The sequence below is a fragment of the Hymenobacter sp. 5317J-9 genome (assembly GCF_022921075.1).
Taxonomy (GTDB): Bacteria; Bacteroidota; Bacteroidia; order Cytophagales; family Hymenobacteraceae; genus Hymenobacter.
In genome coordinates this window covers 3554279-3576932 of record NZ_CP095050.1, presented here as the reverse complement: position 1 = coordinate 3576932, position 22654 = coordinate 3554279, and the positions used below count along the sequence as shown (strand labels likewise).

Here is a 22654-nt window from a genome sequence, read left to right as displayed (position 1 = left end):
GTCAGCGCCTTCCGGCGAAGGTACGGGCTGCCGTATGGCCCGGTGCACGCGCCCGCTAATTTTCTTTATGCCGCTTCCCGAATTCCAGCCCGAGCCTCTGACCGTGCCCGCCGCCAGTTCCTCCCGCTCATGGTTCCGGCGCCGCGTGGTCGACCCGCTGCTGGACCTGCTCAAGGCCGGTCTATCGCCCCGGCAGCTGGCCCTCACCGTGGGCCTGGGCGCGGCCATTGGTCTGATACCCGCCCTGGGCACCACCACCGTCCTGAGTGCCCTGGTGGCCCTGCGCCTGCGCCTCAACGTGGCCGCCATGCAGCTGGCCACGCATCTGATGACGGCGTTTCAATTGGCCCTGCTTATTCCGCTGCTGCGGGGCGGGGCCATCATCATGGGCCAGGGCGATAAAGTGGCCCATCTCACCCTGGCCAGCCTGCGCCAGCTCATTGCGCAGGAAGGGTGGGGCGCCGTAGGCCAACTCCTGTGGCGCGCCGAGCTGGGCGCGCTGCTCATTTGGGCGCTGGCCAGCGTGCCGCTGGTGCTGGTGCTCTATTTTGTGCTGCGGGCTGTATTTGGCCGGGTGCTGGCCCGGCAGAGCACCCGAACTGGTGAGTAGGTATTGTCCATAATCAGCTGTCATCCTGAGCGGAGCGAAGGACCTCACCACGCCTGAATAAGTCATTCGGTGGTGAGAGGCCCTTTGCGACGGTCTGGATGCTAGAACGCCAGCAGTGCTTTGGCTTGCTCCTGCAGCAGCTGGCGCGACAGGTCGTGGTTGAGGCCGTCTTCGGCATTCAGGTCCTGGTTGATGAAGGGCAGGCGCACGCGCTGGGGCAGCACCGAGGTGCCGAGGTACATCAGCACGTCGGTGAGGTGGGCCATGGCCAGCAGACCGCCCTGCCCGCCGCTGCTCAGGCCCACCAAGGCCGCCTTCTTGCCCGCAATGCCGCCCGGATACGCCAAGCCGTCAATGAACGCCTTGAGCGCGCCGGGAAACGAGGCGTTGTATTCGGGCGTGATGATGACCAGCTTGTCGCCGGCATCGAGCATGGCCGCCAGGCGGTTGAACTCGGGGTTGGTGCCTACGTTGGCGTAGAGGGCCGTGGCCAGAAAGTCGGCCGGTAGCTCGGCCAAATCTAGGATCTGGCTTTCGGACCCAAGTCCGGTGAGCACGGTGCGGTAATAGTTGGCAATGCGGCGCGCGCGCGAGTTAGGCCGGTTGGTACCGGAGAGGAGCGTAATCAAAACGGAATAGCGGGACTGGCGAGAGGTTGTGCAGGTCTAACCCGTTGGGCCGGTCAGAGGTTACGAACGGGCGGCAATTGGCCGTGCCGCGTGGCCTGTCCGATGCCGGATTCGGTTGAGAAACGGCCCGTCCGCAGCAATGTCAGCTGGCGGCTGGCGCATCGCTGCGGCGCGCGGCCAGCCAGGCCACTGCGGCCAGGCACAGCGCAAACCATGCCCACGGCAGCCGCAAGTCCAGCACCGACAGCGCCCCAAACACCAGCGTGGTGCCAAAGCTGGCCAGGCCCTGAAAGGCTTGGTTCAAGCCGAAAATCTCGCCGCGGTCGGTATCGGTGGTGCGGCGGGCCAGCAGCCCTTCCAGCAGGCCCTGAATGAGCGAAAGCGTGAGGCAATCGAGGGTAACCAGGACGTAGAGCGCCGCGCGCGACGTGCCCACCAAGCCGTAGCCGGCCAGCACCGGCGTGCCCAGCGCCGCCAGCCATACAATGGCCCGGCGCTGGTTGATGCGGTCGGCAAAGTAGGTGTAAAACACATAATTAAGCCCTATGCTCAGTGTTCCGAAAAACATGAAAAAATAGGAGATGGCGCGCGCATCCATGCGCAGCGCGCTCAGGCTGGCAAAGGGCACGAAGTAGAAGTAGTAGCCCGTGCTGAGCGTGAGGGCCACCTGCGTGAGCACAATGCGCCGGATGCCGGGGTTGCTGGCATTCTTGGCGCTCAGCCGGGCCCAGAGCGTGAGCGGGTTGATGCTCCGGGCCAGCTCGGTGCGCAGCTCGGCGCCGCGCACGCCGTTGCGCTGCTGGTGGGTTTCGGGCAGGGCGAGGGCCAGCAGCACGTTGAGGGCGGCCAGGGCCAGGGCGAGGCGCACCACGTAGGTGGCCTGCTGGCCGGCGGGCACCTGCAGGGCCGTGAGCAGCAACCCCGCCGCCATGGGCCCCAGTACGAAGCCCAGCGAAATGATGGCGCCCTCGATGCCCAGATTGCGAAACAGCCGCTCGGGCGCCGACGCGTCGGTGATGGCCGAGCGGGCCGTGGCGTACATGCCGTTGGTGAGGCCGTCAGACACGCGGTTGGCGAAGTACAGGCCCGCGCGCACGGGCAGCAGCAGGGCATTGGCCAGCAGCGTGCCCACCGCCGATAGGATGAAGATGGGCCGGCGCCCGTAGCCATCGCCCAGCCGCCCCAGCAGCGGAGCCGAAAACAGCTGCACCCCCAGAAACAGCCCCGTGCCCACGCTCAGCCACAGCTGCGGCTGGCGCAGGCCGCGCACAAAATCGGGCAGCACCGGGCCCACGGCGGCCCCCACCACTACGTCAACCAGAATCAGAGCGTACAGCAGCGGTAAAGTTCGGCGGGGGAGGGGCGGCATTGCTACAAAATAACGCCATTATCGGCCGGCGGCGGCACTTTCAAGGCGCAACCGCCGTAAAGGAGGGCCCTTGCGAGGAACAGGTTTGGCCCTTATGTCCGCCCAGAGCCGCAGGAAAAGGGGCCTCCGCTGCTGCTGTGGCATTACTTTGCGCCGCAGGGCCTCCCGGCCACCCTGGATTATGAGTGAAGTATTGGTTGAGTCGCCGTTGCGGGTGTCGCCAACGCGGGCCCGCGTGGCTATTGCGTTGTTCTTCTTCGTGTCGGGGTTTGGGTTTGCCACCTGGGCCTCGCGCATTCCTGTCATTCAGCACCGTCTGGGGCTAAGCGCGGCCGAGCTGGGCGGCGTACTATTGGCCCTGCCGGCTGGCCTCATGCTTACGCTGCCCGTGACCGGGCAGCTGTTGCAGCGCTTCAGCAGCCGCCAGGTAATGTTGGTTGGGGCCGTGCTCTACAATCTGGCGTTGGGCCTGCTGGGGTTTGCGGCGCATACCTGGCAGTTGGCCGTGCTCCTGTTCTGCTTCGGCTGTTCGCGCAACCTGCTCAATCTGTCGGTGAATGCGCAGTCGGTGGGCGTGCAGACGCTGTACGACCGGTCCATCATCGCCACGTTTCACGGCATCTGGAGTGTGGCGGGCTTTGCGGCAGCAGGACTCGGAGCGCTGCTCATCAGCCACGACGTAAGTACCACCGTGCATTTTGCGGCCGTTTCCATGGGCCTCACTGCCCTGGCTTTCGCCTTCTTTTCCAATACCCTAGCCCTGCCACCGGCGTCCGAAAAAAAGTCCTTTTTCACCTGGCCCGAGAAAACGGTGCTGAAATACGGCCTCATCACCTTCGCCTCCATGGCCTGCGAAGGCACGTTTTATGATTGGAGCGGCGTATATTTTTCCCAGGCCGCTCACGCGCCCAAAGCCATTTCCGGCTTGGGCTTCACCCTCTACATGGTGGCCATGACGTCGGGCCGCTTCCTGGGCGACTGGCTGGTGGGCCGCTTCGGCATCAAGCAAATCCTGCAAGCCAGCGGCCTGCTCATGAGCACCGGGCTGCTGCTGGCCGCCGCCTTTCCCACGCCGGTGGTGGCCGGGCTGGGCTTTGTGCTGGGCGGCCTAGGCGTGTCGTGCGTGGTGCCGCTGGTATTCAGCCTGGTGGGCCGCGCCAACCCTTTGAGCGCGGGCGCGGCCATTGCTTCGGTGTCCACGGTCAGCTATTTCGGCTTTCTGATGGTACCGCCGCTGGTGGGCTTTGTGGCCAAAGCGGCGAGTCTGCGGTGGTCGTTCGCCCTGGTGTCGGTGCTGGGCCTGCTGGTGGTGTGGGTGGTGCCCAAACTGCGGGTAGAAGGGGAGAAGTAGCGCACAAAAAAAGCGCGACGGCTGCCCGTCGCGCTTTTCGCAATCTTTATGCCCCGCTTACGCCAGGTTATTCGAAACGGCTTTGGCCGCCAGAAACTCGCGGTTCAGGATGGCAATGTTTTCGAGCGAAATGCCCACCGGGCACTCGGCGGCGCAAGAGCCGATATTGGTGCAGGCACCGAAGCCTTCCTTGTCCATTTGCGCCACCATGTTTTCAACGCGGGTTTTGCGCTCTACCTGCCCTTGGGGCAGCAACGCCAGCTGCGACACCTTGGCCGACACGAACAGCATGGCCGAGGCATTTTTGCAAGCCGCCACGCAGGCGCCGCAGCCAATGCAGGTAGCCGCCTCAAAGGCGCGGTCCGAAATTTCTTTTGGAATCGGAATCTCGTTGCCATCGGGGGCGCCGCCGGTGTTCACGCTCACGTAGCCGCCGGCCTGAATGATGCGGTCGAAGGCCGAGCGGTCCACGCTCAAGTCTTTGTTCACCGGGAAAGCATTGGCGCGCCAAGGCTCGATGGTGATGGTTTCGCCATCCGAGAACTTGCGCATGTGCAGCTGGCAGGTGGTGGTGCCCTTCTCCGGACCGTGCGAACGGCCGTTGATGAACAGGTCGCACGAGCCGCAAATGCCCTCGCGGCAGTCGTGGTCGAAAGCTACTGGGTCCTGGCCGGCGTGCAGCAGGTCCTCGTTCAGCACGTCCAGCATCTCCAGGAAGGACATGTCGGGCGAGATGTCTTTAACGTGGTATTCCACCATTTTCCCCTGGGTCTGGCGGTTGGGTTGCCGCCACACGTTCAGGGTCAGGTTCATCGGTTTAGCATTGGGGTTGGAACCGGCCATTTTCTTTTGAGCTTCAGGCTGCTAGCTACAAGCTGCAAGCTGTTATTTTAAATCCTGATTTTGTCAAGCTAAAAGACAAAGCTTGTAGCTTGTAGCAGTAAGCTTGCAGCTTACTTGTAGCTGCGCTGGGTCAGCTTCACGTTTTCAAACGTCAGCTCTTCCTTGTTGAGTTTCTCGGGTTGGTTTTCACCCTGATATTCCCAAGCTGCCACGTAGGCGTACTCGTCGTCGTTGCGCAGGGCCTCTCCTTCGGGGGTTTGGTACTCTTCGCGGAAGTGGCCGCCGCAGCTCTCGTTGCGGTTCAGGGCGTCGTCCACCATCAGCTCGCCCAGCTCCAGGAAGTCGGCCACGCGGCCGGCTTTCTCCAGTACCTGGTTCATCTCCTCGCCCGAGCCCACGATTTTCACGTCGCTCCAGAACTCCGAGCGCAGCTTCTGAATCTCGGCTTTGGCGTGGCGCAGGCCTTCGGCGTTGCGGGCCATGCCGCAATACTCCCACATGATGTGGCCCAGGGCTTTGTGGAACTGGTCGGGCGTGCGCGTGCCGTTGATGCCGAGCAGGCGTTCGGTGCGAGCCTGCACGTAAGCTTTCGACTCGGCAAAGGCCGGGTGGTCGGTGCTCACGGGCTTGGGCGGCGTCTGGGCCAGGTAGTCGCCGATGGTGTAGGGAATCACGAAGTAGCCGTCGGCCAGGCCCTGCATCAAGGCCGAAGCGCCGAGGCGGTTGGCGCCGTGGTCGGAGAAGTTGCACTCGCCGGTGGCGTAGAGGCCGGGCACGGTGGTTTGCAGGTTGTAGTCCACCCACAGGCCGCCCATGGTGTAGTGCACGGCGGGGTAAATGCGCATGGGCTGCTTGTACGGGTCCTCATCGGTGATTTTCTCGTACATGGCAAACAGGTTGCCGTACTTCTGGCTCACCGCCTCGGCACCCGTGCGCTTGATGATTTCGGAGAAGTCGAGGTACACGGCCAGGCCAGTGCTGCCCACGCCGCGGCCTTCGTCGCACATCAATTTGGCGTTGCGCGAAGCCACGTCGCGCGGCACCAGGTTGCCAAAGGCAGGGTATTTGCGCTCCAGGAAGTAGTCCCGGTCATCTTCGGCAATGTCCTGCGGCTTAATCTGGCCCTGGCGCACGCGCTCGGCCATCTCCACCGTTTTGGGTACCCACACGCGGCCGTCGTTGCGGAGCGACTCCGACATCAGCGTGAGCTTCGACTGGTAGTCGCCCGATACCGGGATGCAGGTGGGGTGAATCTGCGTAAAGCAGGGGTTGGCAAAGTAGGCGCCCTTCTTGTGGGCGCGCCAAGCGGCGGTCACGTTGCAGTACTTGGCGTTGGTGCTCAGGTAGAACACGTTGCCGTAGCCGCCGGTGGCCAGCACCACGGCGTGGGCCGCGTGCGTTTCCACTTCGCCCGTAATCAGGTTGCGCGTCACAATGCCACGGGCCTGACCGTCAATCACCACCACGTCGAGCATCTCGGAACGGGTGTACATCTTCACTTTGCCGTAGGCAATCTGGCGGCTCAGGGCCGAGTAGGCGCCCAGCAACAACTGCTGTCCGGTTTGGCCACGGGCGTAGAACGTGCGGCTCACCTGGGCCCCGCCGAAAGAGCGGTTAGCCAGCAGGCCGCCGTATTCGCGGGCAAAGGGCACGCCCTGGGCCACACACTGGTCGATGATGTTGACCGACACCTGGGCCAGGCGGTACACGTTGGCTTCGCGGGCGCGGTAGTCGCCACCCTTGATGGTGTCGTAGAACAAACGGAACACGGAGTCGCCGTCGTTCTGGTAGTTTTTAGCGGCGTTGATACCGCCCTGCGCGGCGATGGAGTGCGCCCGACGGGGCGAGTCGTGGTAGGTGAAGGCCTTCACGTTGTAGCCCAACTCGGCCAGCGAGGCGGCGGCCGAAGCGCCGGCCAGGCCTGTGCCAACTACGATGACGTCGTACTTCCGCTTGTTGGCGGGGTTCACGAGCTTCACGTTGAACTTGTGCTTTTCCCACTTTTCGGCGAGGGGGCCTTCGGGTATTTTGGAATCCAACAGCATACTGGGAGCGGAGTGATGGAGTGACGTTTGGTAGTAGAACAGCTGAGCGCCCAAGGTGTTGCGGCGCGCGGCGGGTTTCTACCGGCCAACCGAATTGCTTAGAAAGCCGACGCGACGGTGTGCAGCAGGCTGGGGGCGTTGGCCGCCAGTTCGCCCTGGGCGTTGGTGAACAGGAAGAAGTAGAGCGGCATGGAGGCGAAGCCCGCCGACACCACCACGGCAAACACGTAGCCCACGTATTTGATGAGGGGCGTGTACTTGCGGTGGTTCAGGCCCAGCGTCTGGAAGCCGGAACGGAAGCCGTGCCACAGGTGGTAGCCGAGGCTAATCTGGGCCAGCACGTAGAGCAATACATACCACCACACGTGGAAAGAATCCACCACAGCCAGGTACAGGTTATCGAGGTCACGCACTTCGGGATTAGCGCCGCCCACTTTGGGCAGGCCGCCGAAGCGGGCACGCCAGAAGAAGTTATACAGGTGCACCAGCAGGAAAATCAGGATGATGGTGCCCAGGATGCCCATGTTGCGCGAGGTCCACTCCGAGTTTTTCTCGGCGTGCCACTGCGCGTAGCCCTGCGAGCGGGCTGCCTTGTTGCGGCGGGTGAGCGCCCAAGCTTCGAAGATGTGGAAGCCAAAACCCAGCACCAGGCCCCACTCGATGGTGCGAATGACCGGATTGGTGCCCATGAAGTGGGAATACGTGTTGAAAGCAGCGCCTTGGTCGTGCTTAAACAGCTGCAGATTACCGATGAGGTGAACGACCAGGAAGGTGCACAGGAACAGGCCCGTGACCGACATGATGATTTTCCGGCCGATGCTGCTGGTTAAGGTTTTTGTTATCCAACTCATATAGTAGCCAAACTGGGCAAGTGAAGAGGTGTGTTTTGAGGGCTCAAAGGTAGCCCCCGCCTGCTAACCGGGCAACGCACGGGCTTTATTCTTGGCGGCGGGGCATTTTAACTAAACTATAACCGGCGTGGTGAATCTATCCGCCGTCGGCATCGTTAACACGCACGGGCGCGGTGTGGTTTGCTAAGGCAGGGCAGTGTGAGAAGGGCAGCAATCGTTGCCGCGCCGCAGCCCGGCTTCTTTTCTTTCGTTATCTGCTTTATATGACACAGTTTTTTCCGTTTCGGGTAAGGGCGTGGGCGCCGGCGGCGCTGCTGCTAGGGGTGTTGATGCTGTTGGGCGGCTGGCCCCGCGAGGCGCAGGCTACTCACCTGCGCGCCGGCGACATTCAGGCCAAGGTGGACACCACCTCGCCGGGCAATCCGCGCCGCATCTTCTTCAAGATGATTTTGTACACCGACAACAGCTCGAGTGTGCCGGCCGACAACGCCACCTTCTTTTTTGGCGATGGCACGTCTACCTGCACGGCGGTGCCCCGCTTTGGCAACCGGCGGCCCGTGCCGGGCAACCCCGACACGAGCTACAATATTTTCTACTTCGAGCACACCTACCCCTCCAGCGGCAGCTTCACGGTGAGCTACATTGGCGAAAACCGGAACCCTGGGGTGCGCAACACCGACAACTCGGTGAATCAGACGTTTTACATCAGCACCACGTTCACCATCAACCCCTCGCTGGGGCGCAACCACTCGCCCGTTCTCACGGCTCCCGCTGTGGACAATGCGGCCATTAACCAGGTGTTTCTGCACAACCCAGGCGCTTACGACGCCGACGGCGACTCGCTGGCGTTCCACCTGCGGCCCAGCCAGCAGGTGCCCCTGGGCATAACGGGCACGCAGGGGGCGCCGTGCAACGGCACGGGCAACAACAACCCCGCCGCGGTGCAGATTACCAATTTTCGCTACCCCAACGACCCGGCCATTGCGCCGGGGCCGGTGCAGGTGGCATTTCCGGGCACACCTACCGGGGTGCCGGGCGCGCCGGCCATTTTCGTGCAGGACCCTTACACCGGGCAAATCACTTGGAACGCCCCCATCTCGCTCGGGCCCTACAACGTGGCCTTTGAGGTGGAAGAGTGGCGCCGCACGCCGCTGGGCCGCAGCAAAATCGGTTCGGTGATTCGTGACATGCAGATTATTGTGACGGCGGCTGCCAACCTGCGCCCGCTCATCACCGTGCCGGCCGACATCTGCGTGATAGCCGGCCAGACCGTGACCGGCAACGTGACCGCCGTGGACGTGGCTTCGGCTAGCGCCCCCCAAACGCCGATTACGCTGTTTGCTTATTCGGGCATTATTCCGCCGGCTTCTTTCCGTCAGACGCAAAGCGGCCCGCCGCAGGCCAGCGGCACGTTTACTTGGAATACCGATTGCAGCAACGTGGCCCGCCAGCCTTATCTGGTGGTATTTAAGGCCCAGGACAACCCCAGCCCGCCCTCGCCCTCCAATTCGCCCCTGATTGACGAGCGCGCTTGGCGCATTACGGTGGTGGGGCCGCCGCCCCAGAACCTGCGTGCCGCGCCGGCCACGGGCACTGCGGTGGCCAGCGCGACGCTTACCTGGAATCCTTACGTGTGCACCAACGCCTCCCAGATTTACATCTACCGCAAGGTGAACCCGTCGAGCTTCGTGCCTGGGCCCTGCGACACGGGCATTCCGGCTTCGGCCGGCTATGTGCGCGTGGGCTCGGTACCCGCCTCGGCCACCTCCTTCACTGACAGCAACCTCGACGCTAACGGCAACCCGCAGGGCCTCGACCGGGGCCAGACGTATTGCTACCGCATCTACGCCGAGTTTCCGCTGCCGGCCGGCGGGGCCAGCATTGCTTCGCAGGAGGCTTGCGTGTCGTTTCAGGGCACTTCGGCCCGCCTGGTGAAGGTGGACGTGGAAAACACCTCAACCACCGCCGGCCAGATTCAGGTGTGCTGGACGCGGCCGCGGCCGGTGGGCGGGGGCACCTTCGACGGCACGCCCAGCTACGTGCTGTCGCGCGGTGCGGGGCTGGCGCCTGCTGCCTTCACGCCCATTGCCACGCTCACCTCGCTGGTCGATACCTGCTACACCGATACCGGCATCAACACCCAGGATGGGCAGTTTACTTATAAGCTGGAGTTTGTGCGCACCTTCCCGGCCGGCGACTCCCGCACCCCTGTGCGCGAAGCCTCGCCCCCGGCCAGCAGCGTGCGCACCAGCACGGCGCCAACCTCGGCTGCAGCTACGGCCGTGCGCGTGAGCTGGACCTACAGCGTGCCCTGGGACAACGCCGCCCGCCCGGCCGTGATATTCCGGCGCACCGGCAGCACGGGCGCTTTCGTGCGCCTGGGCACGGCGCCCACCACGGCCACCGGCGGCACCTACACCGACAGCGACCCCACCCTGGTGAAAGGCCAGACCTACTGCTACTACGTGCAGACCGAAGGTCAGTACCCGGGCGTAGCCTACCTCAGCTCGCTCATCAACCGCAGTCAGGTAAGCTGCCTTGTGCTCAGCAGCCCGCCGTGCACGCCCAAGCTCACGCTGGAGCCCACCAACTGCGACGAACTGGCTACCCGCCCCAACTTCCCCTCGGCCAGCGACCGGTACACCAACCGCCTGAGCTGGACGCTGAGCGACGTGCCCACCGGCTGCGATGCCACCGTGACGGGCTACCGGGTGTATTACCGTCCCACGCCCACCGGCGCCTTCGCTTTCTTAGGCACCACCATCACGCCCAATTACGTGCACACCGACCTGGCCTTTAATGGCGGGTGCTACGCGGTGCAGGCGGTGGGCACGGGGGGCGCGGTGAGCGACACGAGCAACGTGGCCTGCCAGGACAACTGCCTGTTCTTCTCGCTGCCCAACATCTTCACCCCCAACGGCGACGCGCAGAACGCCGTGTTCCGGCCCCGCAGCAACTCGCCCGTGCGCCGGGTGCACTTCCAGGCCTTCAACCGCTGGGGGCGCAAGGTCTTCGAGAACACGACCACGGCCGACGACCCCGTGCTCATCAACTGGAACGGCGGCGGGCCCGAGCTGGAGTCGGGCAGCCCAACCGGCACCTCCCCCGGAGCCGGCAAGGCCGTATCGGAAGGCGTGTACTACTACCTGGCCGAGGTGGAGTTTGCCGACTTTGCCAACACCAAGCGTACCTATAAGGGCTGGGTAGAAATAGTCCGGTAGCTTCGGCGCGTGTCCGCCCTGAACAAGCCCAAAAGGACTTTCTTTCGGAAGTGCCTTTTGGGCTTGATTTTTGGGGCATTACCGAAGACAATTGGGGCTGGGTAAGCACATTTTTGGGGCGGAAGCCCTACTTTGCCGAAACCTGGCGCCGGGCGCTGAGTTAGTTCGTTACTTTCCGTTTTTCGGGGCCGCCGCAGGGCCGGGCCGCGCTTCACTTGCTGGCATTGATATGCAATCATTTTTCCTCTTTCGATTGAGCGTCGGTACCCGTTGGGCGCTTCTGCTGTTGCTGGCCGTGGCCGGGCAGCTGGCGCGGCCCGAACTGGCTCGCGCCAGCCACATCCGGGCCGGCGACATTCAAGCCAAGGTGGACACCACGGCGGGGCGCAACCCGCGCCGCATCTTTTTCAAGATGGTGCTTTACACCACGGAAAACCTGAGCAATCCCAGTGCCGTGGTGGACGAAAACCAGGTCACCATCTTCTTCGGCGATGGGACATCCAGCTGCTACAAGGGCGTTGACCGGGTGGGCGGCCGGCGGCCCCTGCCGGGCCTTTCGGACACGAGCTACAACATTTATCTGTTTGAGCACACTTTCCCTGCGGCTGGCCAATACACCATCAAGTACGTGGGGGAAAACCGGGTGGCGGGGGTATTGAACATGACTGCCTCTAGCAATCAGTCGTTCTACATCAGCACCACCATTGAAATTGCGCCGGTTTACGCCGCCAACCGCACCCCGATTCTGACTTCGCCGGCCGTAGACAAAGCCGCCGTGGGCCAGGTATTTGTGCACAACCCCGGCGCGTACGACGCCGACGGCGACTCGTTGGTGTACACGCTGCAGCCCAGCCAGAAGTCCACGCTGCTGGCCGATGCGATTGTGGCGCCGCCCTGCGCCAATGCCACCGGCAACAACAACCCGCAGGTGAGCGACGTGCCGAACTTTCGCTACCCCAACGACCCCATCATCACACAGCCAACCGTGCCGTACCAGGTGCCCTACAATGGGATACCGGCCGGGCAGGTGCCCAACGTGCCCGCCATTTTTGAAATAAGTAACCGGAGGGCCAGTCCGGGCCAGATTACCTGGAACGCGCCCGTGCAGGCCGGCACCTACAACTTCGCTTTCCGGGTGGAAGAGCTGCGCCGCACGCCGTTGGGCTGGCGTAAGATAGGGGAGGTGGTGCGCGACATGCAGATTGTGGTCATCAATACCAACAACCTGCGACCCATTCTGACACTGCCGCCCGACCTGTGCGTGGTGGCCGGCCAAACCGTGACCGGCACCGTGACGGCCGTGGATGGCTCGTCGGGCACCAGCGCCGCGCCCACGCCCATTTCGCTGTTTGCCTTCTCCGGCATCAAGCCGCCGGCTACATTCTTCCAAACCGCGAGTGGCCCGCCGCAGGCCAGCGGCACCTTCACTTGGAGCACCAGCTGCAACAATGTGGCCCAGCAGCCTTACTTGGTGGTATTCAAGGCCCAGGACACACCGCCTGGCGCGCCCACGCCCTCCAACCAGCCCCTGATTGACGAGCAGGTGTGGAGCATTCGGGTGGTGGGGTCGCCGCCGCGCAATGTGCAGGCCCAGGCCGCCGTGACCAGTGGCGGCCTCAACAGCACCGTGCTGGTGTGGAGCCAGTACACGTGCACCAATGCGGCCAACATGTACATATACCGCAAAGTAGGGCCAGGGCCTGCGCCGGGCACCTGCGAAACGGGCATTCCGGCTTCGTCGGGCTACGTGCGCATCGGCACCGTTTCGCCGGGCGCCATCACGTTTACCGACGACAACGGTGGGCGCGGTCTTGACCGGGGCGTAACGTACTGCTACCGCCTCTACGCCGACTTCCCGCTGCCCGCCGGCGGCGCCAGCCTGGCCTCGGACGAGGCCTGCGTGACCTTTGCCGGGCGTGCTGCCCAACTGAAAAACGTGGACGTGGAAACCACCAGTGCCACCGCGGGCCAGATTGCCGTGCGCTGGACGCAGCCGCGGCCGGCCACCGGCGCGTCGTTTGCGGGTACGCCCAGCTTCGTGCTGTCGCGCGGGGTGGGGCTGGCGCCGACGACTTTCACGCCGGTGCGCACCTTCACTTCGCTGAACGACACGTCGTTCGTCGACACCAACCTCAATACGCTGGACCTACAGTATAGCTACCGGCTGGAGTTTGTGCGCACCTTCCCCAACGGCCAGCCCGCCATTACCGAAACCAGCGCGCCGGCCAGCAGCGTGCGCGTCACGGTGGTGCCCAACAACCCGCCCACGGCCTATTCGGTGCGCTGGACGCAGAACGTGCCCTGGGACAACACGGCCCGGCCGGTCAAAATCTACCGTAAGCTGACGGGCAGCCCAACCTACGTGCAAGTGGCCACGGCTCCCACGGGCCTGAGCGGCGGTAGCTACCTCGACAGCGACCCCGCGCTGGTGAAAGGTCAGACCTACTGCTACTACGTGCAGACCGAAGGCCGCTACACGCTCACTGGCTTCCTCAACTCGCTGCTTAACAAAAGCCAGGAGCAATGCCGCCAGCTGATTGCGCCGCCCTGCACGCCCGTGCTAAGCCTGAAAGCCACCAACTGCGACAGCTTGGCGGCGCTGCCCCCGACTTCGGGCAGCCAGACCTATACCAACGCCCTGCGCTGGACCCTGGGCAACACCCCGGCCGGCTGCGACGCGGCCATTGCCAGCTACCGCGTGTACTACCGGCCGGGCACTTCGGGCGCCTTTGCGCTCATCGGCACCACCGCGCAAACGAGCTTCACCCACGGCAACCTGCCCAACTCCGGCGGGTGCTACGCGGTGCAGGCGGTGGGCGTGGGGGGCGCGGTGAGCGACACGAGCAACGTGGCCTGCCAGGACAACTGCCTGTTCTTCTCGCTGCCCAACATCTTCACCCCCAACGGCGACGCGCAGAACGCCGTGTTCCGGCCCCGCAGCAACTCGCCCGTGCGCCGGGTGCACTTCCAGGCCTTCAACCGCTGGGGGCGCAAGGTCTTCGAGAACACGACCACGGCCGACGACCCCGTCCTCATCAACTGGGACGGCGGCGGGCCCATTAGCGGCGACGTTTCGGGGGCAAGGATGGCAAAACCGCCGATGGTATCTACTACTACCTGGCCGAGGTGGAGTTTGCCGACGCGGCCAGCACCAAGCGTACCTACAAGGGCTGGGTGGAGATTGTGCGGTAACGACCTAGCCGGCGCGGCGGGCGGCGCGTGGCGCCACAGCATTCGGAGCGGACCCCAGGGCCCGCTCCGTTTTTTTGGGGCAATGCGGGTTTTTGTGCAGCTTGCGCCCCCAATTCATTTTCCCTCCTTCAGCACTATCCATGAGCTCGACTTCCGCCATCGTATTTCCTGGCCAAGGCAGCCAGTTTCCGGGCATGGCCCGCGACTTGTTCGACCAAAGCCTCGACGCCCGCGCCCTGCTCACCCAAGCCAACGACATTCTCGGGTTTAGCCTCACCGACATCATGTTCACGGGCTCCGATGAGGACCTGCGCCGCACCGATGTCACCCAACCCGCCATTTTTGTGCATTCGGTGGCCCAGTTTGTGGCCCGCCCCGAGCTGCAGCCCGGCATGACGGCCGGCCACTCGCTGGGCGAATTCTCGGCCCTGGTGGCGGCCGGCGTGCTCAGGTTTGAAGATGCCCTGCCGCTGGTGGCCCGCCGGGCCCAGGCCATGCAAGCCGCCTGCGAAGAGCAGCCCGGCACCATGGCCGCCATTCTGGGCCTCGACGATACCGTGGTGGAGCGCATTTGTCAGGAAATCACCGATGGCGGCCACGTGGTAGTGGCCGCCAACTACAACTGCCCCGGCCAGCTCGTCATTTCCGGCTCGGCCGAAGGCGTGGCCAAGGCCTGCGAAGCCCTGAAGGCCGCCGGCGCCAAGCGCGCCCTGCCGCTGCCCGTGGGCGGCGCCTTCCACTCGCCCCTCATGCAAAGCGCCGCCGCCGCCCTGGCCGAGGCCATCGAAAAAACCACTTTCCACGCGGCCAAGTGCCCCGTGTACCAAAACGTGGACGCCCTGCCGCACACCGACCCGGCCGAAATCAAAGCCAACCTGCTGGCCCAGCTCACGGCCCCCGTGCGCTGGACGCAGCTGGTGCAGCGCATGGCCGCCGACGGCGCCACCGAATTCATCGAGTGCGGCCCCGGTAAAGTGCTGCAGGGCCTGGTGAAGAAGATTGTGCCCACCGCCACGATTGGTTAAGTTGCAGAACAAGTGGGGGCGGGGTTCGCCCCCGCCCGGTCGTTGGACAGCCTGTTCTGGTTTTGTTCAATTACCGGGCGGGGGCAAGCCCCGCCTCTACATTTCCAGCCGGTGCACCGGCAGCGGGTCCGGGCAATTCTCTAGCAGCTCAGCCACGCTCAACCCCAGCACCGGATGCAGCACCGCGCCGCCTATTTCGGCCAGCGGCACCAGCGCAAAGCGCCGCTCGGCCAGGCGCGGGTGCGGCACCGTCAGCGCCGGCGCGTCGATGATTTCGTGGCCGTAGAGCAGAATGTCCACGTCGAGCGTGCGGCTACCCCAGCGCTCCAGTCGTTGGCGGCCGGCGCGTTGCTCCGTGGCCAGGCAAAGCGCTAGCAGTTCCTGCGCCGGCAGGGCGGTGCGTAGGGCTAGAGCTTGGTTGAGGAATGCCGGCTGGTCTTCGCGGCCCCAGGCGGCAGTTTCATACAGGGCCGAAGCTGCCACTATTTCCCCAGCCGAGGCGGCTAGCTGCTCGCGGGCGGTGGCCAACAGCGCGGCCCGGTCGCCGAGGTTGCTGCCGAGCAGGAGGTAGGCGGTGACGGCGGCGCTCACGTGGCGCGCAGGAAAAACTCAGCGGTTTTCTCGGCCACCAACCGGGCCGGCTCGGGCAGTTGCTGGTGCGGCCAGGGGTGCGCTCCGCCAAACATGTGCATGGCGCCGGGCACGAGCAGCAGCTCGGCGTCGGGCCGGAGCTGGTGCAGGGAATGGGCGGCGGACACGTTCACGGTTTCGTCCTCATCGCCGTGCACCAGCAGCAGCGGCTGGCGCAGCTTGCGGCGCACGTTGTGGGCGATATCGAGGCGCGGGCGGTTTCGGTGGTAGTCTTCCACAATCTGGTAGTGCATGGGCAGCTGCTGGCCGGTGCGCGTGTTGGGCACGTGCAGGATGCCGGTGCGCTGCCACTCGTCGAAAATGGCCTGGGGCCAGTGCGGGTGTACTTCGGCGATGGCGGCCCAGGTGGCCACGGCCCGCACGCGCGGGTCTTCGGCGGCTTTGAGCAGCACCAGACCGCCGCCGCGGCTGTGGCCCACCAAGCCCAGGCGGTTCAGGTTCATTTCAGTGGCCGGCACGGGCGTCTCTCCCGCAAACAACGCGTCGATGACCTGCCCAATGTCGTCGAGCTCGATGCTGAAATTATTCCGGCCGAAGGCTTCCAAATCCTCCAAATCGCCGGTGCCGCCCACCACGATGCCGTTGTGCGACAGGTTGAGCTTCACGAATACAAAGCCCCGCTCGGCGAAGAAATCAGCCAGCAGCGGAAAGTGTCCCCAGTCCTTGAACCCCTTGAAACCGTGCACAAACAGTACGACCGGCTTCGGCTGGCCGTCGGGCCGGAAAGTAACATCGGCCTCGAAAGGACGGCCGTGGCCGGTGCCGGTAAGCAAAAAAGAGGCGTGAGTGGGCATAAAACGAAGGTAGGGCAGGGGAGATGGCAAAATGGTGAAAGAACGTCATGCAGAGCGCAGCATCTTGCCCGCCACCACTAATCCTTTGGTTTGGCGGTTAAGCTACTTACTGGAGGCAAGAGGCTTCGCTGCGCTCTGCATGACGTTCTTTCTTTGGGCTCAATGCCCCGTATCCCCGCCAACCCACAAATCCACCCCGTCTGCCGTATCATTGTTGCCGAAATGCCCCAACAACCCACTTTCTCCCTCGACCAGATTCAGGCGCCCATTGCGGCCGAAATGGAAGAGTTTGAGCACAAGTTCCGCCAGTCGATGCGCACCAAGGTGCTGCTGCTCGACAAGATAATGGGCTACATTGTGAAGCGCAAGGGCAAGCAGATTAGGCCCATGTTCGTGTTTCTCACGGCCCGCGCCGCCCGCCCCGAGCCCAACACCGGCGACCCGCTGCCCGACGCGTCCTTTCGCGGCGCGGCCCTGATTGAGCTGCTGCACACCGCCACGCTGGTACACGACGACGTGGTGGACGAAAGCAACTACCGCCGCGGCTTCTTCTCCATCAATGCGCTGTGGAAGAACAAGATTGCCGTGCTGGTGGGCGACTACCTGCTCTCGCGTGGCCTGCTGCTGGCCCTGCAAAACGACGACTACGACCTGCTCAAAATCGTGAGCAACGCCGTGCGCGAGCTGAGCGAAGGCGAGCTGCTGCAAATCGAGAAAGCCCGCAAGCTGGACATCACCGAAGAGGTGTATTTCGACATCATCCGGCAGAAAACCGCCTCGCTCATTGCCTCCTGTACGGCCGTGGGCGCGGCCTCGGTGGGGGCCGACAAGGAAGCCATTGAGCGGGCCCGCTTATTCGGCGAAAAGGTGGGCATTGCCTTTCAGATTAAAGACGACTTGTTCGACTACGGCACCGCCGAAATCGGCAAGCCGGTGGGCATCGACATTAAAGAAAAAAAGATGACGCTGCCGCTCATTTATGCCCTGCAGCACGCCTCCTGGCTGGAAAAGCGCAAAGTCATCTTCAATGTGAAAAACAACGAAGGCCACCGCGACCGGGTGCAGCAGGTGATTGAGTTCGTGAAGAAGTCGGGCGGGTTGGATTATGCCGTGAACACGATGAAGCGGTACCGTGACGACGCGCTGGCCATCCTGCACACCTTCCCGGAATCGCCGAGCCGCACGTCGCTGGAGGAGCTGATTAACTACACGATTGAGCGCGAGAAGTAAAAAGCCGTCATTGCGAGCGCAGCGAAGCAATCCGTCCTCTCTGAGCGACCAGCCCTGAGACGTGACAAGCCAATAAAAAGCCCCGGCTCTGCGCAGAGCCGGGGCTTTTCACATTAGGAAGCTAGTCGCTGAGAACAGGAAGGATTGCCGCGCTGCGCTCGCAATGACAAATTTCCAGGGCTTTACTCCGCTACCTGGTAGCTCACCTGTTTCGCGTCGCTCACTTTAAACATCACGCCGTCGAAGGTGCTGTCGACTTCCAGCTGGTGGGTAATCTCGCAGCCGGGGCATTTGATTTCCTCGATTTCGTGGTTTTCGGCGTGCTCGGGCGAGTCGGCCTGGTCGTTGGGGGCGGGCACGCCGATGAGGTCGGTAAAGACTTCGGTGTTGCAGTGCTGGCACTCAAACTTGAGGCCGACGGCGCGGCCCTGCAAATCGGCGAGCGGGGCGGGCGTGCTGGGGTTTTGCTGAATCCACATAGAGAACGGGTGTTGGGAGAAAGAAAAGAAAGAGGTGGGCCGGAACCCGGTGGAGGTTTACGCGGCCGGACCGAAAAAGTATGAAGTGGCCACTGGCGGGTGGTATTTTTGAGTGGCCGGCGCGTTGCGGGCTTCAAAAACATGACAATGGAAGCCTCCGAACAAGCCGCCGCTCCCGCGTTTCAGCTGCCGCGGGTGCCGCGCTGGCGCTCCCTGCTGCGCTCGTTTGCCCTGGCCAAAGACCCGTTGCCCGTGCTGGATGCGGTGCTGGCGCGCTTCGGCGACACCGTGGAGCTGTACATCGGCGGCGTGGAGAAAAGCATCCTCACCCGCGACCCCGGCCTGACGCAGCACATCCTGCAGAAAAACCACCGCAACTACGCCAAATCGAAGTTTACGCAGGGCTTTTCGCGCTACATCGGCCACGGCCTGCTCACCAACGACGGGCCCGACTGGCTGCGGCAGCGCCGGCTCATTCAGCCCGGCTTTCATCGGCAGCGCGTGGCCGGCCTCACCGGGCTGATGCAGGAAATCACGGCTGAAACGTTTGCCCCGCTGGTGGCACGGGCCCGGCAGGCAGGCGGCGCCACCACCGTGGAAGTGCACGAGCTGATGACGCGCCTGACTTTCCGCATCATCGCGCGCTCGGTGTTCAGCACCAATTTCCCGGAAGCGGAGCTTGACCGCCTGGCCCGTCTCATCACCGAGATTCAGGCATTTTTTGTGCGCTCCATTCGGCAGCCCTACCTCAAGCCTTGGTTTCAGCTGCGGGGCCGGTTCACGTATCACGACGCGCTGGCTGCTGAGATGCGCACCCTGCTAGGCCGCCTCATTGCCCAGCGCCAGCAGGCCAACGCCCAGCCCGGCGCCACCCCGCCCGACGACCTGCTGCAAATGCTGCTCGACGTGCGCTACGAAGACACCTGCGAGCCCATGACGCCCGACCGCGTACTCGACGAGGCCCTCATTCTGCTCGTGGCCGGCCACGAAACCAGCGCCAACGCCCTCACCTGGCTCAGCTACCTGCTGGCCCACCACCCCGCCGAGGCCGTGGCCATCCGCGCCGAGGCCGAGGCCGTGCTGGCCGGCCGCACGCCTGCTTTCGAAGACCTGCCGCGCCTGGGCCAGGCTCTATATGCCGTGCAGGAAACCATGCGCCGCTACCCGCCCGCCTGGATGGTGGACCGCGTGGCCCTGGCCGACGACGAGTACCAGGGCCTGCGTATTCCGAAAGGCACGTTGTTTTCGCTTTACTTCCACGGCCTGCACCACGACCCCAAGTACTGGCCCGAACCCGAACATTTTCGCCCCAGCCGCTTCGCGCCCGGCCAGGCGCGGCCGGTGCAGGCCAACGCCTTCGTGCCCTTCGGGGCGGGCCGCGCCTGTGCATCGGCATGCAATTCGCCCTCACCGAAATGCAGCTCGTGACGCTGGAGCTGCTGCGGCTGTTCGAGCTGGAATGGGTGGACGGGCAGCCGCCCGTGACTATGCAGCCGCTCGTTACCCTGCGGCCCAAAGGCGATTTCCGGGTGCGGCTGCGGCTGCGCTGACGTAGGCCTCCGGTGTGGACTAGTCATGCCGAGCGCAGTCGAGGCATCTCGCGTGCAGCAGTAATCAAACCGCCTGTCATCCTGAGCAAAGCGAAGGACCTTCTCACGTTTGCATCTTTTGTGCTGGCGTGAGAAGGTCCTTCGCTTTGCTCAGGATGACAGCTAAATTCAGCAACTTACACAAACATGGGATAGGCGTATTCGGCGGCGAGGCTAGGCTCAGCGGCGGGCTCCACGCTGCGGAAGTGGTAGGTGAGCACCGGCGGGAAGGCGTGCGTGGCCACGGCCTCGGCAATGCTGGTGTGGAAGAAGCTGCTGAGCCCGGAGCGGGCGTGGGTGGGAATAACCACTAGGTCGGCCTTCACCTGCTCGGCGTATTGCTCGATGCCCGTGGCGGTGCGGCTGGCGTTCACCTCGCTCATCTCGCAGGGGGGCAGCTGCGCAAGCTGGGCAAAGGCCTCCATGCGCTGCCGGGCCGCGAAAGCGTCGCGGTCGCCGAGCACGTGCAGCAGGTGCAGCTTGGCCTCCGGGAAAGCCGCCAGCGCCTCGTGCAGCGGCTCGATGGCCTGCGCGGCTTCGGCCGAAAAATCGGACGGAAACACCATGGTGCGCACTGCATACGGTACCTGCCGGTGCTTCACCGACAGCACCGGGCAGGGCGCCAGCCGAATCATGCGCTCGGTGTTCGAGCTCACGAAAAAGTGCTCCATGGCGCCGTGGCCCCGCGCGCCCATCACCACCAGGTCGATGTGGTGGCGCTCCACGGCTTTCAGAATGCCCGCGCCGATGGGCCCGGTTTTGATGACCTCACGCACCGGCACGTTGCCGGCCAGCGGAGCCGCCTCGGCCATCAGCGCCAGCAGGCGGCGCTTGGTGGCTTCCATGAGCTTGATGGGGTAAATGGCCTCGATGCCCGGCCCGCCCAGGCTGCCGCCCAGCGTGCTGATGCCGCCGCTGGCTTCGTCGAGGTCTTCGAGCACGTGGAGCAGCGTCACGGAGCCGCCGGTGTGGCGGGCCAGCTGCAAGGCCACCTCGTAGGCGTGGTGGGCTTCGGGCGAGAAATCGGTGGGCACCAGCAGGTTTTTCATGGCTGAAAAAAATTAGGTCTCATCCGCCGGGGCTGTGCGGCTGCGTAGCCAGCGCTTGTCCCCGATGAATGTTACCTAATATAGCTATTTAAAACTTGAAAGTCAAGTCCGTAGGGCTGCTCGCGCACGGTGAAAAAACGGTCATGCTGAGCGGAGTCGGAGCATCTCTCCCGCGCAACTAATCCCTATGAAAGGAGTGTCACAGCAGTAGAGATGCTTCGACTCCGCTCAGCATGACCGTTATACAGGGGGGCAACTCCTACTCCTTTAGCAGCTTATCCACCGTCTGCTCAAACCCGGCAATTTCTTCCTGATAATATTTGCCCGTGCCGGGGCCGGAAAAGCCCGTGTGAATCTTGCGCACGTTGCCCTTCTTATCCAGGAAAATGGTGGTGGGGAAGGCCAGGAACTTGGCCAGCTGCGGCAGCGACCGCGCCACCGAATCCTTGTTGGACACGCCCGCAAACGCCACGTCGTACCCGATTTTGAACCGCTCGCGCATGTTGCGCAGTTTGGCCGCCGATACCTTGTAGTCGCCGCTGCGCTCGTAGCCCAGACCGATGATTTCGACGCCGCGCTGCTTGTTCTTCTCGTACCAGGGCGCCAGGAAGTTGGTCTCGTCCATGCAGTTGGGGCACCACGAGCCCAGAATTTGCAGCACCACCACTTTGCCGCGGTACTTGGGGTCGGTGGGGGAGATGCTTCCGCCTTCGATGACGTTGGGGAACTTGAAATTCAGCCGGCTTTCGCCCTTTTTGAGGTAGGCGAGGGTGTCGGCATCGGGCAGTTTGGCCTTGGGGTCGGGCACGGCGCTCCAGGTTTCGTGGCCGGCCTTGCCGGAGTAAAAGTCGCCGATGAGCGTATTGGGCGCGTATTCCTTGGTGATGTCAATGGGCTCCTTCGGCCCGTTGTGGGCCGTAAACAGGAAGGCGTGGCTGCCGTCGAAGGTGCTCAGGCGCAAGTCCTGCCCGCTCACCTGGCCGCTGAGGTAGCGGTAGTCGCCGGTGGTGGTGAGGAAGGTGCCGGTCAGCTTGCCGCCCTGCTGGGCAAAAATGCCCGTGGCCGGGTAGCTGTCGTCGCCGTCGTGGAAGGTGGCCCGCCAGGTGCCGGCAAAATTGCCGGCCTTCTCCGTCGATTGGGCAGCCGGAAAGAGCTCCTGGGCGCCCGCTGTGGCCGTCATGGGCACGCGGTACGGGTCTTTGGTGTCGTACTTCACCCAAGTGCCTTTCAGTTTTTTGTTGCCATCGGCGCGCACCACCAGCGCGGCGTCGAAGGCGTGCATGCGGATGGTGGTGGAGTCGCCGGCCGAGGTGATTTCCTCGCAGCGCAGACGCTCCTCGCCGTTCAGGCCCTGGTTGATAAGGTAGACCACCGGCTTGCCGGCTTCGGTTTTTACTTCGAATAAGAAGGGGATTTCCTGGCCCTGGGTGGCCAGCGCCCCGCGCCAAGGGCCGGGCGTGAGCACCGGGGCCGCGCCGCCGGCCGCTTCAGACGAGGTGGATTTAGTATCGGAAGAGCAGCCGGTGAAGCTGAGGCCCAGTGCGGCCGCAGCCAGCAGGGAAAGAGAGGTTGATTTCATGATGGGGCAAAAATGCAAACGGAAGCTACACAACCGCGCCCTGCCCGCTTAGGTTGCGTCGGTGGCGGCCGCTTCGGAACGGCCCGTTGCGCCTCCGCTCCAAAAACTCACCCGAACGTCACCTACCAAACCGACGTTTACTCCTTC

Annotated in this window: 18 protein-coding genes; 8 read left to right on the top strand and 10 right to left on the bottom strand. The window is 63.8% G+C overall.

Features of this window, described 5'->3' with window-relative positions; genetic code table 11:
• The first annotated feature begins 67 nt into the window (after window positions 1-67).
• Window positions 68-610 carry a DUF2062 domain-containing protein gene (locus tag MUN81_RS15110; RefSeq protein WP_245111698.1) on the top strand — a complete coding sequence of 181 codons (543 nt, stop codon included), beginning with the start codon at window positions 68-70 and terminating at the stop codon, window positions 608-610.
• Between the two features lie 101 nt (window positions 611-711).
• Here MUN81_RS15110 and MUN81_RS15105 read toward each other — a convergent pair whose 3' ends face one another.
• Window positions 712-1239 (bottom strand): NAD(P)H-dependent oxidoreductase, encoded by a 528-nt coding sequence (locus MUN81_RS15105; RefSeq protein ID WP_245111697.1) that lies wholly within the window; start codon window positions 1237-1239, stop codon window positions 712-714.
• 142 nt (window positions 1240-1381) lie between these two features.
• On the bottom strand, window positions 1382-2608 hold the full coding sequence (locus MUN81_RS15100; RefSeq protein ID WP_245111695.1) for an MFS transporter: 1227 nt from the start codon (window positions 2606-2608) through the stop codon (window positions 1382-1384).
• 181 nt (window positions 2609-2789) lie between these two features.
• Here MUN81_RS15100 and MUN81_RS15095 point away from each other — a divergent pair, with 181 nt between their 5' ends.
• A complete protein-coding gene (locus MUN81_RS15095; protein ID WP_245111693.1) occupies window positions 2790-3959 on the top strand; it encodes an MFS transporter in 1170 nt (389 codons plus the stop codon).
• Window positions 3960-4016: 57 nt separating this feature from the next.
• Here MUN81_RS15095 and MUN81_RS15090 read toward each other — a convergent pair whose 3' ends face one another.
• From MUN81_RS15090 to MUN81_RS15080, 3 genes are all read right to left on the bottom strand, one after another.
• Window positions 4017-4772: a succinate dehydrogenase/fumarate reductase iron-sulfur subunit gene (locus MUN81_RS15090; RefSeq protein WP_245111692.1), complete on the bottom strand. Its 756-nt coding sequence runs from the start codon at window positions 4770-4772 to the stop codon at window positions 4017-4019.
• Between the two features lie 140 nt (window positions 4773-4912).
• Window positions 4913-6847 (bottom strand): fumarate reductase/succinate dehydrogenase flavoprotein subunit, encoded by a 1935-nt coding sequence (locus tag MUN81_RS15085; RefSeq protein ID WP_245111691.1) that lies wholly within the window; start codon window positions 6845-6847, stop codon window positions 4913-4915.
• A 98-nt stretch (window positions 6848-6945) separates the two neighbouring features.
• The gene (locus MUN81_RS15080; protein WP_190923642.1) at window positions 6946-7698 is read right to left on the bottom strand and encodes a succinate dehydrogenase cytochrome b subunit; all 753 of its coding nucleotides are present in this window, start codon (window positions 7696-7698) and stop codon (window positions 6946-6948) included.
• 263 nt (window positions 7699-7961) lie between these two features.
• Between MUN81_RS15080 and MUN81_RS15075 the strand changes: the two genes are divergently transcribed.
• The 3 genes from MUN81_RS15075 (at window position 7962) to fabD (ending at window position 15136) form a co-directional block, all read left to right on the top strand.
• Complete coding sequence (locus tag MUN81_RS15075; protein WP_245111689.1) at window positions 7962-10919, top strand: gliding motility-associated C-terminal domain-containing protein; 2958 nt, start codon at window positions 7962-7964, stop codon at window positions 10917-10919.
• A gap of 229 nt (window positions 10920-11148) precedes the next feature.
• Entirely contained in the window at window positions 11149-14382 is a 3234-nt protein-coding gene (locus tag MUN81_RS15070; protein ID WP_245111687.1) for a gliding motility-associated C-terminal domain-containing protein, read from the top strand.
• The gene (gene fabD / locus MUN81_RS15065; protein ID WP_245117403.1) at window positions 14306-15136 is read left to right on the top strand and encodes an ACP S-malonyltransferase; all 831 of its coding nucleotides are present in this window, start codon (window positions 14306-14308) and stop codon (window positions 15134-15136) included. Before MUN81_RS15070 ends, fabD begins: the two co-directional genes overlap by 77 nt.
• A 96-nt stretch (window positions 15137-15232) precedes the next feature.
• On the opposite strand, the gene folK is transcribed toward fabD, so the two are convergent.
• Together folK and MUN81_RS15055 are read right to left on the bottom strand one after the other, a co-directional pair.
• Window positions 15233-15727: a 2-amino-4-hydroxy-6-hydroxymethyldihydropteridine diphosphokinase gene (gene folK, locus MUN81_RS15060; RefSeq protein WP_245111685.1), complete on the bottom strand. Its 495-nt coding sequence runs from the start codon at window positions 15725-15727 to the stop codon at window positions 15233-15235.
• Complete coding sequence (locus MUN81_RS15055) at window positions 15724-16581, bottom strand: dienelactone hydrolase family protein (RefSeq protein ID WP_245111683.1); 858 nt, start codon at window positions 16579-16581, stop codon at window positions 15724-15726. Before MUN81_RS15055 ends, folK begins: the two co-directional genes overlap by 4 nt.
• Before the next feature lie 222 nt (window positions 16582-16803).
• On the opposite strand from MUN81_RS15055, the gene MUN81_RS15050 reads away from it, so the two are divergent.
• Window positions 16804-17811 (top strand): polyprenyl synthetase family protein, encoded by a 1008-nt coding sequence (locus tag MUN81_RS15050; RefSeq protein ID WP_245111682.1) that lies wholly within the window; start codon window positions 16804-16806, stop codon window positions 17809-17811.
• Between the two features lie 182 nt (window positions 17812-17993).
• On the opposite strand, the gene MUN81_RS15045 is transcribed toward MUN81_RS15050, so the two are convergent.
• Window positions 17994-18290, bottom strand: a complete 297-nt coding sequence (locus MUN81_RS15045) for a hypothetical protein (protein ID WP_245111680.1) — start codon at window positions 18288-18290, stop codon at window positions 17994-17996.
• A gap of 147 nt (window positions 18291-18437) precedes the next feature.
• Between MUN81_RS15045 and MUN81_RS15040 the strand changes: the two genes are divergently transcribed.
• Window positions 18438-19718, top strand: coding sequence for a cytochrome P450 (locus MUN81_RS15040; RefSeq protein WP_245111678.1), 1281 nt, complete (start codon window positions 18438-18440; stop codon window positions 19716-19718).
• A complete protein-coding gene (locus MUN81_RS15035) occupies window positions 19685-19840 on the top strand; it encodes a cytochrome P450 (RefSeq protein ID WP_245111677.1) in 156 nt (51 codons plus the stop codon). The genes MUN81_RS15040 and MUN81_RS15035 overlap by 34 nt, the downstream gene beginning before the upstream one ends.
• 176 nt (window positions 19841-20016) lie before the next feature.
• Here MUN81_RS15035 and MUN81_RS15030 read toward each other — a convergent pair whose 3' ends face one another.
• Together MUN81_RS15030 and MUN81_RS15025 are read right to left on the bottom strand one after the other, a co-directional pair.
• Window positions 20017-20928: a universal stress protein gene (locus tag MUN81_RS15030; protein ID WP_245111675.1), complete on the bottom strand. Its 912-nt coding sequence runs from the start codon at window positions 20926-20928 to the stop codon at window positions 20017-20019.
• Window positions 20929-21187: 259 nt separating this feature from the next.
• Window positions 21188-22507, bottom strand: a complete 1320-nt coding sequence (locus MUN81_RS15025) for a TlpA disulfide reductase family protein (RefSeq protein ID WP_245111674.1) — start codon at window positions 22505-22507, stop codon at window positions 21188-21190.
• Between the last annotated feature and the right edge of the window lie 147 nt (window positions 22508-22654).

Excerpts from the sequence above, each read along its gene's own strand:
- MUN81_RS15050 (WP_245111682.1), top strand. The coding sequence starts at position 16,804 with ATGCCCCAACAACCCACTTTCTCCCTCGACCAGATTCAGGCGCCCATT.
- MUN81_RS15095 (WP_245111693.1), top strand. The coding sequence starts at position 2,790 with ATGAGTGAAGTATTGGTTGAGTCGCCGTTGCGGGTGTCGCCAACGCGG.
- MUN81_RS15055 (WP_245111683.1), bottom strand. The coding sequence starts at position 16,581 with ATGCCCACTCACGCCTCTTTTTTGCTTACCGGCACCGGCCACGGCCGT.
- MUN81_RS15085 (WP_245111691.1), bottom strand. The coding sequence starts at position 6,847 with ATGCTGTTGGATTCCAAAATACCCGAAGGCCCCCTCGCCGAAAAGTGG.
- MUN81_RS15090 (WP_245111692.1), bottom strand. The coding sequence starts at position 4,772 with ATGAACCTGACCCTGAACGTGTGGCGGCAACCCAACCGCCAGACCCAG.
- fabD (WP_245117403.1), top strand. The coding sequence starts at position 14,306 with ATGGCCCGCGACTTGTTCGACCAAAGCCTCGACGCCCGCGCCCTGCTC.
- MUN81_RS15075 (WP_245111689.1), top strand. The coding sequence starts at position 7,962 with ATGACACAGTTTTTTCCGTTTCGGGTAAGGGCGTGGGCGCCGGCGGCG.
- MUN81_RS15030 (WP_245111675.1), bottom strand. The coding sequence starts at position 20,928 with ATGAAAAACCTGCTGGTGCCCACCGATTTCTCGCCCGAAGCCCACCAC.
- MUN81_RS15110 (WP_245111698.1), top strand. The coding sequence starts at position 68 with ATGCCGCTTCCCGAATTCCAGCCCGAGCCTCTGACCGTGCCCGCCGCC.
- MUN81_RS15100 (WP_245111695.1), bottom strand. The coding sequence starts at position 2,608 with ATGCCGCCCCTCCCCCGCCGAACTTTACCGCTGCTGTACGCTCTGATT.
- MUN81_RS15070 (WP_245111687.1), top strand. The coding sequence starts at position 11,149 with ATGCAATCATTTTTCCTCTTTCGATTGAGCGTCGGTACCCGTTGGGCG.
- MUN81_RS15025 (WP_245111674.1), bottom strand. The coding sequence starts at position 22,507 with ATGAAATCAACCTCTCTTTCCCTGCTGGCTGCGGCCGCACTGGGCCTC.
- MUN81_RS15035 (WP_245111677.1), top strand. The coding sequence starts at position 19,685 with ATGCAATTCGCCCTCACCGAAATGCAGCTCGTGACGCTGGAGCTGCTG.
- MUN81_RS15045 (WP_245111680.1), bottom strand. The coding sequence starts at position 18,290 with ATGTGGATTCAGCAAAACCCCAGCACGCCCGCCCCGCTCGCCGATTTG.
- MUN81_RS15040 (WP_245111678.1), top strand. The coding sequence starts at position 18,438 with ATGGAAGCCTCCGAACAAGCCGCCGCTCCCGCGTTTCAGCTGCCGCGG.
- MUN81_RS15080 (WP_190923642.1), bottom strand. The coding sequence starts at position 7,698 with ATGAGTTGGATAACAAAAACCTTAACCAGCAGCATCGGCCGGAAAATC.